General features: G+C 71.5%; 14 protein-coding genes. 2 read left to right on the forward strand and 12 right to left on the reverse strand.

Annotation, left to right across the window (positions count from 1 at the left end; genetic code table 11):
* Positions 1 to 30 precede the first annotated feature (30 nt).
* Both MMSR116_RS24080 and MMSR116_RS24085 read left to right on the forward strand, forming a co-directional pair.
* The gene (locus tag MMSR116_RS24080) at positions 31 to 2,748 is read left to right on the forward strand and encodes a valine--tRNA ligase (protein ID WP_010681945.1); all 2,718 of its coding nucleotides are present in this window, start codon (positions 31 to 33) and stop codon (positions 2,746 to 2,748) included.
* Positions 2,749 to 3,123: 375 nt separating this feature from the next.
* Entirely contained in the window at positions 3,124 to 4,650 is a 1,527-nt protein-coding gene (locus MMSR116_RS24085) for a Do family serine endopeptidase (protein ID WP_010681944.1), read from the forward strand.
* Positions 4,651 to 4,863: 213 nt separating this feature from the next.
* Here the strand turns inward: MMSR116_RS24085 and MMSR116_RS24090 are convergent, their stop codons facing one another.
* From MMSR116_RS24090 to MMSR116_RS24145, 12 genes are all read right to left on the reverse strand, one after another.
* On the reverse strand, positions 4,864 to 5,577 hold the full coding sequence (locus tag MMSR116_RS24090) for a phosphorylase (RefSeq protein ID WP_039892138.1): 714 nt from the start codon (positions 5,575 to 5,577) through the stop codon (positions 4,864 to 4,866).
* 223 nt (positions 5,578 to 5,800) lie between these two features.
* Complete coding sequence (gene shc, locus MMSR116_RS24095) at positions 5,801 to 7,798, reverse strand: squalene--hopene cyclase (protein WP_010681942.1); 1,998 nt, start codon at positions 7,796 to 7,798, stop codon at positions 5,801 to 5,803.
* A 42-nt stretch (positions 7,799 to 7,840) separates the two neighbouring features.
* Positions 7,841 to 9,142, reverse strand: coding sequence for a hydroxysqualene dehydroxylase HpnE (gene hpnE, locus MMSR116_RS24100; RefSeq protein WP_010681941.1), 1,302 nt, complete (start codon positions 9,140 to 9,142; stop codon positions 7,841 to 7,843).
* Positions 9,142 to 9,993, reverse strand: coding sequence for a presqualene diphosphate synthase HpnD (gene hpnD, locus MMSR116_RS24105; protein WP_010681940.1), 852 nt, complete (start codon positions 9,991 to 9,993; stop codon positions 9,142 to 9,144). The genes hpnE and hpnD overlap by 1 nt, the downstream gene beginning before the upstream one ends.
* Complete coding sequence (gene hpnC, locus MMSR116_RS24110; RefSeq protein WP_010681939.1) at positions 9,990 to 10,886, reverse strand: squalene synthase HpnC; 897 nt, start codon at positions 10,884 to 10,886, stop codon at positions 9,990 to 9,992. The genes hpnD and hpnC overlap by 4 nt, the downstream gene beginning before the upstream one ends.
* Positions 10,883 to 11,911, reverse strand: a complete 1,029-nt coding sequence (hpnA, locus tag MMSR116_RS24115) for a hopanoid-associated sugar epimerase (protein ID WP_051072104.1) — start codon at positions 11,909 to 11,911, stop codon at positions 10,883 to 10,885. Before hpnA ends, hpnC begins: the two co-directional genes overlap by 4 nt.
* A 108-nt stretch (positions 11,912 to 12,019) precedes the next feature.
* The gene (gene dxs, locus MMSR116_RS24120; protein ID WP_010681937.1) at positions 12,020 to 13,990 is read right to left on the reverse strand and encodes a 1-deoxy-D-xylulose-5-phosphate synthase; all 1,971 of its coding nucleotides are present in this window, start codon (positions 13,988 to 13,990) and stop codon (positions 12,020 to 12,022) included.
* Between the two features lie 43 nt (positions 13,991 to 14,033).
* Complete coding sequence (locus tag MMSR116_RS24125; protein WP_010681936.1) at positions 14,034 to 14,294, reverse strand: exodeoxyribonuclease VII small subunit; 261 nt, start codon at positions 14,292 to 14,294, stop codon at positions 14,034 to 14,036.
* Positions 14,295 to 14,433: 139 nt separating this feature from the next.
* Positions 14,434 to 14,946, reverse strand: coding sequence for a tyrosine phosphatase family protein (locus tag MMSR116_RS24130; protein WP_010681935.1), 513 nt, complete (start codon positions 14,944 to 14,946; stop codon positions 14,434 to 14,436).
* Positions 14,947 to 14,995: 49 nt separating this feature from the next.
* Complete coding sequence (locus tag MMSR116_RS24135; RefSeq protein ID WP_010681934.1) at positions 14,996 to 15,556, reverse strand: metal-dependent phosphohydrolase; 561 nt, start codon at positions 15,554 to 15,556, stop codon at positions 14,996 to 14,998.
* Between the two features lie 29 nt (positions 15,557 to 15,585).
* Entirely contained in the window at positions 15,586 to 16,200 is a 615-nt protein-coding gene (locus tag MMSR116_RS24140; protein ID WP_010681933.1) for a DNA-3-methyladenine glycosylase I, read from the reverse strand.
* A 67-nt stretch (positions 16,201 to 16,267) separates the two neighbouring features.
* Positions 16,268 to 17,119 (reverse strand): YgfZ/GcvT domain-containing protein, encoded by an 852-nt coding sequence (locus MMSR116_RS24145; protein WP_010681932.1) that lies wholly within the window; start codon positions 17,117 to 17,119, stop codon positions 16,268 to 16,270.
* Between the last annotated feature and the right edge of the window lie 90 nt (positions 17,120 to 17,209).

Below are 17,209 nucleotides of genomic sequence, written 5' to 3' on the forward strand. Positions count from 1 at the left end.
CGTTTGGACAAGCGCCGGCCCGTACCCGCGATGATGGACAAGACCTTCGAGCCCGCCTCCGTCGAGGCGCGGATTTCTGCCGCCTGGACTGAGGCGGACGCGTTTCGCGGCGGACGGCCCGAGCGCGCCGGAGCAAGCCCCTACTGCATCGTGATCCCGCCGCCGAACGTGACGGGCTCGCTGCACATGGGCCACGCCCTCAACAACACCCTGCAGGACATCCTCTGCCGCTTCGAGCGCATGCGCGGCAAGGACGTGCTCTGGCAGCCGGGGACGGACCATGCCGGCATCGCCACCCAGATGGTGGTCGAGCGGCGGATGATGGAGCGCCAGGAGCCAGGCCGCCGCGAGATCGGCCGGGCCGCCTTCGTCGAGAAGGTCTGGGCCTGGAAGGCGGAATCGGGCGGCGCCATCGTCAACCAGCTGAAACGGCTCGGCGCCTCGTGCGACTGGTCCCGCGAACGCTTCACCATGGACGAAGGGCTGAGCCGCGCCGTGCTCAAGACCTTCGTCGACCTGCACCGTCAGGGCCTGATCTACCGCGACAAGCGGCTGGTGAACTGGGATCCGAAGTTCCAGACCGCGATCTCGGACCTGGAGGTCCAGCAGATCGAGACCAAGGGCCACCTCTGGCATTTCGACTACCCGGTGGTGGACGAGGCCGGCGCCGAGACCGGCGCGGTCATCACAGTGGCGACCACCCGCCCCGAGACGATGCTGGGCGATAACGCCGTCGCGGTCCATCCGGAAGACGAACGCTACACGGCACTGGTCGGCAAGCGCGTGCGCCTGCCCCTGGTCGGCCGGCTGATCCCGATCGTGGCCGACGAGTACTCCGACCCCGAGAAGGGCACCGGCGCGGTGAAGATCACCCCGGCACACGACTTCAACGACTTCGACGTCGGCCGCCGCCACGGCCTCGGCCTGATCAACGTGCTCGACCCCGAAGGTCAGATGCTCCTCGACGGCAACGCGGCGTTCCTGGCCGACGCCGCCCCCGAGCCCGAGGCGCTGGCGCTTCACGGCCTCGACCGGGCGCACGCGCGCAGGAAGGTCGTCGAGCTGATGGAGGCGCGCGGGCGCCTGCGCACGATCGAGCCGAACACGCACGCGGTCCCGCACGGCGACCGCTCGGGCGTGGTCATCGAGCCCTACCTGACCGACCAGTGGTATGTGAACGTCAAGCCGCTGGCCGAACGCGCCCTCCAGGCGGTGCGCGACGGACAGACCAGATTCGTCCCCGAAAACTACGAGAAGATCTTCTTCCAGTGGCTCACCAACATCGAGCCGTGGTGTATCTCGCGCCAGCTCTGGTGGGGCCACCAGATCCCGGTCTGGTACGACGCGGAAGGCGGCGTCTTCGTCGCCGAGAGCGAGGCCGAGGCCCTGGCCCAGGCCGAGGCGAAAGTCGGCCGGCCGGTCGCCCTCACCCGCGACGAGGACGTCCTCGACACGTGGTTCTCCTCGGCGCTCTGGCCGTTCTCGACCCTCGGCTGGCCGGATGCCACGCCGGCCTTCGCCCGCTTCTACCCGACCAACACCCTGGTGACCGGCAAGGACATCCTGTTCTTCTGGGTGGCCCGGATGATGATGATGGGCTTGCACCTCACCGACCGGGCTCCCTTCGACACGGTCTACCTGCACACGCTGGTGCGGGACGCGTCGGGTGCGAAGATGTCGAAGTCGAAGGGCAACGTCGTCGATCCGCTGGAGCTGATCGATCAGGTCGGGGCCGACGCCCTGCGCTTCACCCTCTGCGCGCTGGCCGTTCAGGGCCGCGACATCAAGTTGTCCACCGACCGGGTCCAGGGCTACCGCAACTTCGCGACCAAGCTCTGGAACGCCGCCCGCTTCGCCGAGCTGAACGGCTGCCGCCTGGATCCGGCGTTCGACCCGCGTTCCGCGACCGGTGCGATCAACCGCTGGGCGCTGACCGAGGCGGCCCGCGCGGTGGCGGAGGTGACGGCGGCGCTGGAGGCGTTCCGCTTCAACGATGCGGCGGGCGCCGCCTACCGCTTCGTCTGGAACATTTTCTGTGACTGGTATCTCGAACTCGCCAAGCCGGTGCTGCAGGGCGAGAGCGTCGATCCGGCAGTCCGGGCGGAGACGCAGGCCAGCGTCGCGTTCCTGATCGATCAGGTCGCCAAGCTCCTGCACCCGTTCATGCCCTTCCTCACCGAGGAACTGTGGGCGATCAAGGGCGCAGCCCTGCCGGAGCGCGGGCTCCTGACCCTGGCGCCCTGGCCGGACCTGGCCGGACTCGCCGACGCGACCGCTGAGGCCGAGGTCGGCTTCGTGGTCGATCTCGTCAGCCAGATCCGCTCGGCGCGCTCCGAGACCAATGTCCCGGCCGCCGCGCAGATCCCGCTGGTGATGGTCGGTGCGGTTCCGGAGGTCCGGGCACGAGTGGAGGCGTGGCGGGACACGCTGCTGCGCCTCGCCCGGCTGTCGGACATCACCTTCGCGGAGGGGCCGCCCAGGAACTCGGTCCAGCTGCTCGTGCGCGGCAGCGTCGCAGCGCTGCCGCTGGAGGGTGTCGTCGACCTCGCCGCCGAGGTCGCGCGCCTGAAGAAGGAGCAGGGCAAGGCCCAGGGCGAGATCAAGAAGATCGACGCCAAGCTCGGCAATGCCGACTTCGTGGCCCGGGCGCCCGAGGAGATCATCGACGAGAATCGCGAGCGGCGCGAGAGCGAGGCGGCGCGGCTCGTGAAGATCGAGGAGGCGCTGGTCCGGCTGAGCGGGGACTGATCGCGTCTCGCCCAGACCCGGCACGGCCGGCCGCGCCGTCCGGGCCGTCATGCGACTTCCGTTCGAACGCTGCTGCTGACGCGCCCCTCTGTCGTCAGGGGCGAAGCGCAACCGCGAAGGGTATGCTGGCGATTGGCCTGCTTCACTCCGCGCGTAAGGACGGCCGGGTCGAACTCGATCGGTGACACGACCCGGCCGTCATGCGCGCATGCCAGCAACCTGCGGATGACCCTAACCCCGCATGGCCGCACCACCACCTGTCCAAACGGTAATTTGACCGCCACGCCCGGGTCAGGGGCGGCCCTCTAGACAGATCCCATCGACCGCCGCGTGAGCCGGCGTCGTCCCGATCAGTTTCAAGAGGTTCAGACCCCTATGACCGAGACCCGTCCCTCAGGCCGCACCTCGCGCCGCGCCCTCGCCTCCGTGGCGGCCGCCGCGCTGATCGCCGGCGGCGCCCTCGGCAGCGGCTACCTGCCGTCCGCCACGCCCGCCTACGCGCAGGCCCTGCCCAAGTCGCCGATCGAGGCCCCCGAGCATCCGCCGGGCTCCTTCGCCGGCATCGTCAACAAGGTGAAGCCCGGCGTCGTATCGGTGAAGGTCAAGCTCGACGACTCGGCGAGCAGCGACGACGATGATGGCCCGAGCCAGGGCCGCAACCTCCAGAACGTGCCGCCGCAGCTGCGTGAATTCTTCAAGCGCTTCGGCCAGAACGGCCCCGGCGGCATGCAGCCTCAGCACCAGGGTCCGCGCGGCGCGGTCGGCTCCGGCTTCATCATCTCGGGCGACGGCTACGTGGTGACCAACAACCACGTGGTCGATCACGCCAAAACCGTGCAGGTGACCCTCGACGACGGCCGCACCCTCGACGCGAAGGTGATCGGCAAGGATTCCAAGACCGATGTCGCGCTGCTGAAGATCACCGAGGGCTCGAACTTCCCCTACGTGCAGTTCGGCAAGGCCGCGCCGCAGGTGGGCGACTGGGTCGTGGCGATCGGTAACCCGTTCGGCCTCGGCGGTACCGTGACCGCCGGCATCGTCTCGGCCCGCGGCCGCGACATCGGCGCCGGTCCCTACGACGACTTCCTGCAGATTGACGCGCCCATCAACAAGGGTAATTCCGGCGGTCCGACCTTCAACGTCAACGGCGAGGTGGTCGGCATGAACACCGCCATCGCGTCCCCGTCGGGCGGCAGCGTCGGCCTCGCCTTCGCGATCCCCGCCGAGACCGTGCAGGCGGTGGTCGATCAGCTCCGCACCGACGGCAGGGTCGCCCGCGGTTATCTCGGCGTGCAGATCCAGCCGGTGACGCAGGACATCGCCGAGGGGCTCGGCCTCGACAAGGCCAAGGGCGCCCTGGTCGACCACGCCGAGAACGGCACGCCGGCCGCCAAGGCCGGGCTCAAGGCCGGCGACGTGATCGAGAAGGTCAACGGCGACACGGTGGACAGCGCCCGCGAGCTGTCGCGCAAGATCGCCGGCATGAAGCCGGGCGCCAAGATCGAGCTGAGCTACCTGCGCGGCGGCAAGTCCGACACCGCCACGGTGACGCTCGGCACCATGCCCACCGACGGCTCCAAGATGGCCAGCCGCGACGAGGATTCGGGCAACGGCCAGCCGCGGCTCGGTCTGCAGCTCGCCCCGGCCGGTGAGGTCGGCCTGTCCGATCAGGGCGTCGCGGTGGTGCAGGTCGATCCCGACGGGCCGGCGGCCGCGAAGGGCATCGAGGCGGGCGACGTCATCCTCGACGTCGGCGGCCAGAGCGTGTCCCGTCCCGCGGATGTCGCGGCACAGATCCGGTCGGCCGAGTCGAGCGGGCGCAAGGCCGTGCTGATGCGGGTGAAGAGCGGCAAGGGCCAGACGCGCTTCGTCGCGGTCTCGCTCAGCAAGAACGCCGGCTGAGGCCGGTTCATCCCGGCGCGGGGTTCTTCCGCCTCGCGCCGTCTCGTGGTGACCCCCGACTGGCGCCGGCCGATCAGGCCGGCGCCTCTTTGCGCCTTCGAACCGGTCGTCTTTGCGAGCGCTGCGAAGCAACCCGGTGAACCACGACATCGACCGGCGTGGCGCTGCTGGATTGCTCCGCTGCGCTCGCAAAGATGATGGGTGGCCGCACCCTCAACCGGAAGCCGGATTTTGTCCCGGTATCGGGATCCCCAGTCCCGACCCGAGCCGCGCCCGGCACCGGCCGAGGGCCGCGAACGCGGCGTTCGAATCGCGGGCGAGCCGCATCAGATCCCCGAGCCGTGCCCGGCCGCGGGCGAAGGCGAAGAAAACCGCCGCGATGTCGGGCTCACCATCCGCCGTGAGCGCCTCCGCGGCGAAGGCCGGCAGCGCTTGGCCGGCAGGGTCGCAGATCACCCGCAGGGCCGCGAAGGGGAGCCCGTGCCGCCCGGCGAAGGACGCGGCCACGTGAGACTCCATGTCGACGGCGGCGGCTCCCGTCGCGGCCCGCAACTCCGTCTTGCCGTCGACGGCGAGGACGGCCGTGTCGACGCCGGCCAGATCCGCCGGGATCACCCGCGGCCCCACCCCCGACAGGGCGTTGAGGAGCGTCGCCGAGAGGTCGAGATCGACGGCGCGCCGCCCCTCCTCGCCGACGACGCCGGTGCCCACCACCACGTCCCCGGGCTTGAGCGACGGATCGAGCCCGCCCGCGATCCCGAAGCTGACGACGGCCCGGCACCCGGGTGGGACGCGCGCGTCGAGGAGCTGGCGGAGCCGGTGCGGGTTGCCGCCGGCGCCCACCGCCTCGACCCCCTCCCCTGCCGCCATGCGGCGCTCGCGGGCGAGGCCGGTGACGGCCAGGACGGGTGCGGTCGGGTCGATCATGGCGCGCTGGTGGACCAGTCCGGCGAGGTCCGCAAGCAGGCGCGAGCGCCGCGGTGCGGCGGCGGGCCGATCCGGCACGGGGCGGGGCTTGCCCGGTCCCGCGGGATCGCTGTCTGAGGAGGCCACGTGTCGGATACCGGGGCTCGCGAGTCGGTCACCGGGACGGTCGGACGCGCTGCGATCCGGCGGGGCGGGGCCGGCCCTCGCGGCCAGCCCCCTCACATCACATGCCGAACTGGACGCGCCGGCTGTTGCCGCGCTTGAGGTTGCGGAAGCGCGCCATCGCCCAGAGCGGGAAGAACTTCGGGTAGCCATGGTACCGCAGGTAGAATACCCGCGGGAAGCCCGTGGCGGTGTAGCGCTCCTCCTTCCAGAACCCGTCCGCGCCCTGCGTGCGGGTCAGGAAGTTGATGCCGCGCGTCACCGCCGGGTCGTCGACCGCGCCGGCCGCCATCAGGGCGAGAAGCGCCCAGGCGGTCTGCGAGGCGGTGGAGGAGCCGGGCTCGAAGGCCGGGTCGATCTTGTACGAGGACGCGTCCTCGCCCCAGCCGCCATCCGGGTTCTGGATGCGGACGAGCCAGGAGACCGCCCGCTGGATCCGCGGGTCGGCCGGATCGACGCCGGCGGCGTTGAGGGCGCAGAGCACCGACCACGTGCCGTAGATGAAGTTCATGCCCCAGCGGCCGTACCAGGAGCCGTCCTCCTCCTGGTCGTTCAGGAGGTAGTTCACGCCGCGGTCCAGCGCCCGGGAGGTCTCGCGGGTCTCGCCGAGCTGGGCCAGCATCCCGACCACGCGGGCGGTCACGTCCGCGGTCGGCGGATCGAGCAGCGCGCCGTGATCCGAGAACGGGATGTGGTTGAGGTACATGTGGTTGTTGTCGGCGTCGAACGCCGCCCAGCCGCCATCCTCGGACTGCAGCCCCTCGACCCATTCGCGGGCGCGGGCGATGGAGGCCTTGTAGTCGGGCATGCCGGCGACCAGGCCGTGCTGGTGCATGGCGCGATCCATCGCCATCACCACGACGGCGGTGTCGTCGAGGTCGGGATAATGGGCGTTGGCGTACTGGAACGCCCAGCCCCCCGGCCGGACCTTCGGCTTGCGCGCCGCCCAGTCGCCGACGATGTCGAGCACCTGACGGGGCTTCAGCCAGTCGAGCCCGGCGCGGGCCTGGGCCTCGGCCTCGGGGCCGCCGGCCTCTAGCAGCGCGTGGCTCGCGAGCGCCGTGTCCCAGACCGGCGAGACGCAGGGCTGGACATAGGCCTCGTCGGCCTTCTCGACGACGAGCTTCTCGATGGCGTCGCAGGCGACGCGGACCTGCGGGTGGTCGGGCCGGTAGCCCATCACCTCGTACATCAGCACCGAATTGACCATGGCGGGGAAGATCGCCCCGAGCCCGTCCTCGCCGTTCAGCCGCTCGCTGACCCAGGCGCGCGCCTTCTCCATGGCCCGCTGCCGCCTCTTGCGCGGCATGTGATCCTCCACGAGCTGGAGGATCCGGTCGATGAAGCCGAAGATCGGCGTCCAGGGCCAGGTGGCGTGGGGCGAGCCCGGCCAGCGCCGGACGCTCTCCGGCGGCGTGATGAAGAGTTCCTGCACGCTGATGCCGCGCGGGTTGCGCGCCCGGGGCTTCGTCGCCTGGAGCACGAACAGCGGCACCACGGTGGTGCGCGCCCAGTAGCTGATCTTGTCGAGGTGGAATGGGAACCACTTCGGCAGGAACATCACCTCGACGGGCATCACCGGCACGGCGCGCCACGGCACCTCGCCGTAGAGGGCGAGCATGAAGCGGGTGAACACGTTGGCGTTGGCCGCGCCGCCGCGGGACAGGATGCCCTCGCGCGCCCGGCGCATGTGCGGCGCCTCGATGTCGTCGCCGATCATCTTGAGGGCGAAATACGCCTTGACCGTGCAGCTCATGTCGAATGGCCCCTCGTGGACGAGGGCCCATCCGCCGTGCCGCCCCTGGGTGCGGCGGAGATAGTTGCCGATCTTGGCCTCGAGGTCGCCGGGGACCTGCGTGCCGCGGAAATGGTGGAACAGGATGTACTCGGACGGGATCGTGGCATCCGCCTCGAGCTCGAAGCAGATATGCCCGTCGTCATGCGCCAGGGCGGTCAGCGCGCGCGTCGCCTGCGCCACGCCGCGCTCGACGTCGTCCAGCGAGATCCCCTGCGTCTTCGAGCGCTGCAGCGCCTCGACTTTGCTTACGGCCTCTCTCATAGTCCTCGCCTCGAACGGCCACCTTGCGGCGGACGCCATGCCTCAAGCTGCGCCGCGCGCCCGGGTTCCGGCGCGCACGACAGATCCCGCGCGCAAAGTACGCGCGGCCGTCTGGCCCGAGCGGATCGCTCCCTCGATCGTCGACGGCAGGCCGGTGGCGGTCCAATCGCCTGCCAGGACGAGATTGTCGTAGGCGGTTTCGGCCCTGGGTCGCCGCGCGGCTTCCGCCGGCGTCGCCGCGAAGGTCGCACGCTTCTCCTTTACGATCTGCCAGCTGGGCAGGTCCGGTGCAAGGTTGCACAGCTGTGCGATCTCGGACCAGATCTGCCGCGCGAGGTCTTCCCGCGGCACGTCGAGAAGCCGGTCCGCCCCGCTGATCGTCACCGAATACCGGTCCGGATAGGCGAACAGCCACTCCGTCAGGCTGTTGACGACGCCGAGGACCAGGGGGCTGCCGGGCTTCGGCACATACGCGAAATGCGCGTTCACGATGGAGCGGAATTCCATCGGGGCGAGGAGACCGGGCAACACCTCGCGGGCCACCCAGGGCGGCAGCGCCAGGACGACGCCGTCCTCCGGCCCGAGGCTCTCGGCGCCGTCCGAGAACACGAGCTGGCCGACCCGGCCATCCGCGAGGTCGAGCCCGCGCAGGCGCCGGCCGAGGCGGATCTCGCAGCCGCGCCCCGTCAGGTAGCGCAATGCCGGGTCCACGAAGGCGTAGGACAGGCCCTCGACGGCGACGAGGGGCCGGCAAGCCTTGCCGCCGGCGCCGAGGGTCTCGCGCAGGATCCGCGCCGCCAAGCCGACGTCGCTGTCGCGGGGCTCGGTGTTCAGGGCGGCGAGCAGCACCGGATGCCAGAGGCGCCGGTAGAGCGCGCCCTCGCACGCCATGTGGGCGCCGATCGTGCCGCCCGCGCCCTCCGCCTTGCCGGAGGCGGCGCGCAGGATGCCGAGGGGCGCGAGGTAGTCGCGTGCCTTCGTGCCGGGAACGCGCCGCGCCGGGCTCATCACCCACCAGGGCAGCCGTCCCGCGTTGGGCCGCAGGCGCCAGCGCTCGCCGGTCTCCAGATCGGCGAAGTCGAACTCCGCCGCGTCGGGCCCGACCAGGGCGTCGGGCGGTGCGCCGACCGTTTTGAGGAAGCCCAGCGCATCGGCATTGCCGGAGAGCAGCAGGTGGTTGCCGTTGTCGATGGTCAGGCCGAGGGCCGGGTCGTAATAGGAGCGGCAGCGACCGCCCGCCTGCTTGGCGGCCTCGTGCAGCACGACCCGGGCGCCCGAATCGACCAGGGCGACAGCGGCGGACAGGCCGGCCAGGCCGGCGCCGACGACGTGAACGGTGCCCATCAGATCAGGCCGTGCCGGAGGACGACGCCGAGGAGGGCGAGCTTGCCGGGCTTCACCCGGGCGCGGGGCATGGCCCAGCCGCGTGCGAGCACCGCCTTCAGATAGAGGTGATAGGCCGCCGCCATCAGCCGGGCGGCCTTGGTCGCCTTGCGCGGGCTGCGCCGGATGATTTCCCAGGTCGCCTGGTAATGGTCCTCGGCCTCCCGGGCGAGGGAGGTGCAGACCTCGCCGATGCGCGGATGACGGATCGCCTCGACCGGCGTCGGGTCGGTGAGGCCGATGGCCTGGAGCTTCTCCCGCGGCAGGTAGAGCCGGCCGCGCTCGGCATCCTCGTCGATGTCCCGGAGGATGTTGGTGAGCTGGAGCGCGCGCCCCTGATGCCACGCGAGCCGGACGCCGTCCGCCTCCGGCATGCCGAAGATCCGCACCGACAGTCGCCCGACGGCGCTGGCGACCCGATCGCAGTAGAGGTCGAGGGTCTCGGCGTCGGGGGCGACGATGTCCGCCACGGCGTCCATGGCCATGCCGTCGATCACCGCCTGGAAATCCTCGCGCTTCAGGCCGAAGCGGCGCACCGGCTCCACGAGGTCGTGGACCCGGGGGACCGGGCGGCCGGCATACAGGGCGTCGATGTCGGCGCGCCAGCGGTCGAGTTCGACCTGCCGGACCGCCCGGGTGCCGCCGTCGTCGGCGACGTCGTCCACCGCCCGGCAGAAGGCGTAGACGGCGTACATCGCCTCCCGCCGCTCCTTCGGCAGCAGGCGCATGGCCGTGTAGAACGAGGAGCCGGCGGCCGGCAGCGCCGGAGCGGCGCTCTCGGGGTCGTGGGCGGGTGTCGCGGTGGCACTCACGGGCGGATTCCTTGAGCCGCGGCCCGGACGATCCGGCCGCGGAAGGGCCGGCGCGTCAGGGTGGCGGTGATGCCGCCGAGCGCCGTGAGGGCGAAGGCGGCCTTGCCGTGATGGACCTTCTCCGAGAGCGGGTCGCGTTCCAGCAGGCCCCGGCTCAGAACCACGGCGAGGCGGTGGATCGCGGCGATCTCCAGCGACAGGCGCAGGTCGTCGATCAGGTCCGGCAGGACCGCACCCTCGTCGAGGAGGTCGAGGCATTTCTGCGCCAGCTCGCGGATCACGGCCCGGAGCTGCGGCGGCGCCTTGGCCTCACCCAGCATCGTTACCGTGGCGCCGTGGCGGTCGAGGCAATCCTGCGGGAGGTAGACCCGGTCGAGGGCGGCGAAATCCTTGCCGCAATCCTGGAGGTGGTTGATCACCTGCAAGGCGGCGCAGATCGCGTCGGACGGCCCCCAGACCCGGGCCGGATCCTCGCCGTGCACGTCGAGGACGTAGCGACCCACCGGCATGGCCGAGTAGCGGCAATAGTGGATCAGTTCGTCCCAGTTGGCGTAGCGGCTCTTGCGCGCGTCCATGCGGAACGCGTCGAGGAGTTCGAGGGCGTGGCGGGGCGGCAATCCGCGGGCGGCGAGTTCGCGCTTGAGCGGCTCGGCCTCCGGATCGGAGGGACCGGCACCGGTGAGCGAATCCGCCAGCCGGTCGAGCAGCTCGATCTTGCGCTCGGGCGACAGGTCCGCGTGGTCGGCCACGTCGTCGCCGGCACGGACGAAGTTGTAGAAGGCCAGGATCGCGCCGCGGTGGCGCGGATGGATCAGGTGCGAGGCGACCGGGAAATTCTCGTCGTGGTGGCCCTTGCCGGAGCGCGTCGCGGTGGCGGTCTCGAGGGTGCTCATGCGAGGTACCCCGCCTCCCGGAACCACGTGATCGCGTCGGACAGGCCCTCGCGGTAGGGCCGCGCCGCGTAGCCGAGTTCGGCCCGCGCCTTCCTGTCCGAGAAGAACATCCGGTAGCGGGACATGCGGATGCCGTCGATCGTCGCGAAGGGCTGCTTGCCGGTGACCCGGGCGGCGAGCTGGGCGAAGAACGCCACCGGGTAGACCGCCGCCCGCGGCAGGTTCACGGTCGGCGGCTTGCGCCCGACCATCCCGGCGATGTCGGCGAGCATCTGCGACAGGAACACGTCCTCGCCGCCGAGGATGTAGCGCTCGCCGATCCGGCCCTTGCGCAGCGCCAGGAGGTGCCCCTGGGCCACGTCGTCCACGTGGGCGAGGTTGAGGCCGGTATCGACGAAGGCCGGCATCTTGCCGAGCGCCGCCTCCTGGATGATCCGGCCGGTGGGGGTCGGCTTGACGTCGCGGGGGCCGATCGGCGTCGAGGGGTTGACGATCACCGCCTGCAGGCCGTCCCGGGCGACCATCTCCTCGACCACCCGCTCGGCCACGACCTTGCTGCGCTTGTAGGCGCCGATGGCGGTCTCGGGCGTCAGCGGCATGGTCTCGTCGGAGGGCGTGACGCCGTCGGCCGGCGGCCTGATCGTCGCGACGCTCGACGTGTAGACCACCCGCTCCACCCCCGCCTCCAGGGCCGCGCGCATCATCAGGCGCGTGCCGTCGCGGTTGGTGCGGACGATCTCCTCCATGTCCGGCGCCCAGAGCCGGTAATCGGCCGCCGCGTGGATCAGGTAGCGCTGTCCGCGCATCGCCGCCGCCACGGCGGCCGGATCGCGCATGTCGCCCTCGGCGATCTCGACGTCGGTCCAGGTGAGATTCCGGCGGGGGCTCGAGGCGCGCACGAGGATGCGCACCGGGAAGCCGGCCCGGCGGAAGACGTCGACCAATGCGGAGCCGAGGAAGCCGCTCGCGCCGGTGATCAGCACGGGACCGACCTCGGATGAGCCGGGGGTTATGGCCTCTGCCATCACGGATCTGGAGGGTTACCGAAAACCAGCGCGGCCGGGGATCCCCAGCCGCGCCGCGCTTGTGTCATCGAACCGCTCGAGCGGCAAGCCGCGGCCCGGCGGCCGACCTCAGGCGAGCCGCAGGCGCGACCGCCCTTCCTTCCGCTCCGGCAACGTATCGAGCGCGGTCCTGACGATGGTGGCGGCGTCGAGCCCCGCCTGCGCGTACATCTTCTCCGGGCTGTCGTGGTCCTGGTAGGCGTCCGGCAAGGTCATCGTCCGGACCCGCACCCGCCCCGCGTCCAGCGCGCCCTTCTCGGCGAGCAGGTGCAGAACCATCGCGCCGAACCCGCCCCGCGAGCCCTCCTCGATCGTCAGGAGAACCTCGTGGTCCCGCGCAAGCTCCAGGACCAGCGCCTCGTCCAGAGGCTTGGCGAACCGCGCATCCGCCACCGTCACCGCCACGCCCTGCTCGGCCAGCGTGTCCGCCGCCTTCAGAGCCTCCGAAAGCCGCGTGCCCAGGCTCAGAACCGCGACCCGCGCCTCCGCGTCCCGCCGCACCACACGGCCCTTGCCGATCGCCAGCACCTCGCCCCGCTCCGGAAGCTCCACCCCCACACCCTCGCCGCGCGGGTAGCGCAGCGCGATCGGGCCCGTGTCGTGCGCGTGCGCGGTCGCCACCATGTGCACCAGCTCGGCCTCGTCGGCCGCCGCCATCACCGTCATGTTCGGCAGGCAGCACAGATACGCCAGGTCGAACGCGCCGGCATGCGTCGCCCCGTCCGCCCCCACCAGCCCCGCACGGTCCATGCAGAAGCGCACCGGCAGGTTCTGCAGCGCCACGTCGTGCACCACCTGGTCGTAGGCCCGCTGCAGGAACGTCGAGTAGATCGCCACGAACGGACGGTAGCCCTCGGTCGCCAGCCCCCCCGCGAACGTCACCGCGTGCTGCTCGGCGATGCCCACGTCGAAGGTCTTGTCCGGATGCGCCTTGCCGAACAGGTCGATGCCCGTGCCGCCCGGCATCGCGGCCGTGATCGCCACCACCCGGTCGTCGGCGTCCGCCGCCTTGATCAGGCTCTCGCCGAACACCCGCGTGTAGGCCGGCGCGTTCGGCTTGGCCTTGGCCTGCACCCCTGAGACCACGTCGAACTTGACCACGCCGTGGTAGCGGTCGGCACTGGCTTCCGCCGGCGCGTAGCCCTTGCCCTTGCGGGTGACCACGTGCAGCAGGATCGGGCCGTGCTCGGCGTCGCGCACGTTCTTCAGCACCGGCAGCAGGTGGTCGAGGTTGTGCCCGTCCACGGGACCGACGTAGTGGAAGCCCATCTCCTCGAACATGGTGCCGCCGCCGACCACCAGCGAGCGGGCGTACTCCTCGGCCGCGGCCGCGCGCTGGTAGAGCGCCTTCGGCAGCAGCTTGCCGAGCTGCTTGGCGGTCTCGCGCAGGGACTGGTAGGTGCCGCCCGAGGCCAGCCGCGCGAGGTAGGCCGACATGGCGCCGACAGGCGGGGCGATCGACATGTCGTTGTCGTTGAGGATGACGATCAGGCGCGAGTGCAGGGCGCCGGCGTTGTTCATGGCCTCGTAGGCCATGCCGGCCGACATCGAGCCGTCGCCGATCACCGCGATGGCGTTGCGGCGCTTGCGCGCCTGGCCCTTCTGCTTGGCGGAGGCCGCGTCGAGGTCGCGGGCGACCGCCATGCCCAGCGCGGCCGAGATCGACGTGGAGGAGTGGGCGGCGCCGAAGGGGTCGTAGACGCTCTCGGAGCGCTTGGTGAAGCCCGACAGGCCGCCGCCCTGGCGCAGCGTGCGGATGCGGTCGCGGCGCTCGGTGAGGATCTTGTGCGGGTAGCACTGGTGGCCGACGTCCCAGACGATGCGGTCGTCGGGGGTGTCGAACACGTGGTGCAGCGCGACCGTGAGCTCGACCACGCCCAGCCCGGAGCCGAGATGGCCGCCGGTGATCGAGACCGCGTCGATCATCTCGGCCCGCACCGCGTCCGCCACCGCCTGCAGCTCCGACTCCGGAAGACCGCGCAACGCAGCAGGGTTCGGGATACGGTCTAGGAGCGCGCTCTGCTCGGGGGTAATCGCCACGGCATCAACCTCTATCGGACAGGATCGGTCGGACCGCCGAGCCTCAGGACATATCGAGCGGCGCCACGCCCTCGGGCCGCCCGTCGGAGCCGAGGGTGATCCGCTGGATCCGCGCCTCGGCCCGCTTGAGGAGCGCCTCGCAATGCTTCTTCAGCACCTCGCCGCGCTCGTAGATCGCCACCGATTCGTCCAGCGGCACGTCGCCCCGCTCGAGCCGTCGGACGATTTCCTCGAGCTGCTCCAGAGCCTTCTCGAAGGGCAGGTCGCCGGCGGCGGGGGCCACCTCGGGTCTGCTCGTGGTCATCCCTGATACTTCCTTTGGGGAGGTTCTAAGGCGGTAGACCCCGCGGCTACAACCCAGGCGCGGGGGGCGCCAGCCCCCGCGGGCCAGTTTTGAACCGGGGCGGCGGCGTTTGCGCCACACCCGGAAACCGGCAGGGTCCTCACACCAGCGTCAGGCAGAACGGCGTGCCCTCGAAGGCGTCGGCCCCGCGGCCGATCCGCGCGATGGCCGCGACCATCCGGCCCTCGCGCCCGAGCATCCGGTCGGCGATGGCGACGAAGAGCGGGTTGGGCGTGGCGGACGGGGACGCCGCCCGCAGGGTGTCGGCGATCGCGTCCTCGTCGCGCTCCGGCGCCAGCGCGCAGGCCGCGATGTAGGCCGCGGCGGTCGAGCGACTGATCCCGGCGTAGCAGTGGACGACGAGGGGCTTCTCCCGGGGCCAGCCCCGGACGAAGTCGAGCACGCGGGCGACGTGCTCCTCCGCCGGCAGGACGTGCCCGTCCCGGGCCGTCGCGATGTCGCTGACCCCGATGACGGCGTGGTTCGCGGCGTCGATCACCGCGGGCCGTTCCAGGGGCGTGCCGACGTTGATCAGCGTGAGCACGTGGCTCGCGCCGGTGGCGGCGACGGTCTCGGACAGGCGCGAGAGGGGGCAGACGTGGAGAGTCGGCATGGTGCCGTGGCCAGTGGCGCGGGATCGTGACGGATCGAGGGCGGGCGCGTCAGGTCCGGCACAGATCCTGGAACCGGTCGAGGAAGCGGGCCTCGGCCTCGGCGGTCGGCCAGGGTTCCGCCAGCGCCAGGACCGGATCGGGCAGGTCCGCGGCCTGACCGAAATAGAGGGCGGCCTCGTCGGGCGCGAAGCCGGCGAGGCGGACGGCCTCCAGATGGGCGGCGCATCGGTCGGCCCGCTTCACCAGTGCAGCGAGCGTCGGCGAAGGCTCCGCCAGCCCGAACCGGCGGCGGATGGCGGCGAGCAGGCGCAGCTCGACCCCACGATAGGCATCGCCGATCGCCGCCTTGAGCGGGGAGATGATGTCGCCGACCACGTATTCCGGTGCGTCGTGCAGCAGCAATTCCAGGCTGTCGGCCGCGGTGCAGCCGGGGGCGATGTGACGGCCGACCGCCTCGACCAGCAGGCTGTGCTGGGCCACCGAGAAGACGTGCGGTCCCCGCGTCTGGCCGTTCCAGCGGGCGACCCGGGCGAGTCCGTGGGCGATGTCGGCGACCGCGATGTCGTGGGGCGCTGGGTCGAGGAGGTCGAGGCGGCGGCCGGAGAGCATCCGCTGCCACGCGCGGGGCGCCGGCCCGCTCACGGGGTCCGCCCCAGCTCCGCGCAGGGGCCGTGCCGGTGACAGCCGACGAGGTGGTCGTTGACCATGCCCACCGCCTGCATGAAGGCGTGCACGATGGTAGGTCCGCAGAAGGAGAATCCCTCCGCCTTGAGCGCCTTGCCGATCGCCCGGGAGACCGGGGTTTCGGTGGCGATCTCGGCGCGGGTCCGGGCGGTGCCCTGGATCGGCCGCCCGTCCACGAAATCCCACAGGAAGCGCGCGAAGCCGGGGCCGCGCTCCTCGATCCGCAGCCAGGCCCGGGCGCCCGCGATGGTGCCCTGGATCTTGGCGCGGTTGCGGATGATGCGGGCATCCGCCATCAGCCGCGCCACGTCCGCGTCGGTGAAGCGCGCGATCCGCTCCGGGTCGAAGCCCGCGAAGGCCTCGCGAAAACCCTCGCGGCGGCGCAGGATGGTGATCCACGACAGGCCGGCCTGGAAGCCGTCGAGGATCAGCTTCTCGTAGAGGGCGCGGCCGTCGCGCTCGGGCACGCCCCACTCGGTGTCGTGATAGGCGACATAGAGCGGGTCGAGGCCGGACCACCAGCAGCGGGTGCAGCCATCGGGATGGTGAATCAGGCCGGTCTCGGACATACGCCCGGTTTAACGAGAACAGGAGCAGAACGCCATCGTGCAGCGAAGCCGCGAAGCGGCACGATGTTCAACCCGCTGCGCCTGCCGCCGCCTCGGGCATCGCGAAGGTCGCGTAGCCTGGCCGCTCCAACTGTACCGGCCGGTCGCCCGCGAGCGGTGTCTCGCCGGCCGCCAGAGCATCGCCCAGGCGATCGAGGCGGACCGTCGCGAGGCCACGACCGCTCGCCACGCCGCCGGTGGTGCCCAGCACCTTGCCGGCGGCCGTGATCTCGGTGCCCGGCGCGGGCGCCCCCTCCGGGTAGGCGGCCGCCAGGATGCGGGTCCGGGCCGTGCCACGGTGCTGCATGCGCGACACCACCTCCTGGCCGACGTAGCAGCCCTTCCGGAAGTCGATGCCGCCGAGCTGGTCCATCAGCGCTTCGTGGGGGAAGGCGTCGCTGAAGGCGTAGTCGCGCCCGCCCTCCGGGATGCCCAGGGCGATCCGGTGGGCGTGGTAATCCGCCTCCGCGGCGTCCGCCGAGAAGGCGCCCGCCTCGGCGTAGAGCCGGGCGCCGAGATCGGCGTGGCGGGAATCGGCGACCGCCTCGGCCGCGGCCGGCACGGCGCCGTCCCAGGCGGCCGCCACCGCGACCGCCGGGTCGGCGGCGATCGTGACCTGCGCGCGCAGCCGGTAGAGCGTCAGGCGCTTGGCGAGATCGGCCGCCCGATCGGCCTGCACGTCGAACCGGAACCCGTCCGGGATCCGCGAGACGAGGAAATCGAACAGGATCTTGCCCTGCGGCGTCAGCAAGGCGCCGAGCCGGGCCTCGCCGGCCTGCAGCGTCTCGACATTGCAGGTCAGCACGCCCTGGAGCAGCGCGGTGGCGTCCGGGCCGGTGACGACGACCAGGGCGCGGTCCGGCAGCAGGGCGACAGGCATGGCAGGCTCTTCCTCACGCGACGGGGCGATCCGGCGTAGCGGACCGCGGAGCCGGGACGTAGGCGCTGCCCGCGCCCGCCTCAACCGTCC

This window comes from Methylobacterium mesophilicum SR1.6/6 (genome assembly GCF_000364445.2).
GTDB classification, from domain to species: Bacteria; Pseudomonadota; Alphaproteobacteria; order Rhizobiales; family Beijerinckiaceae; genus Methylobacterium; species Methylobacterium mesophilicum_A.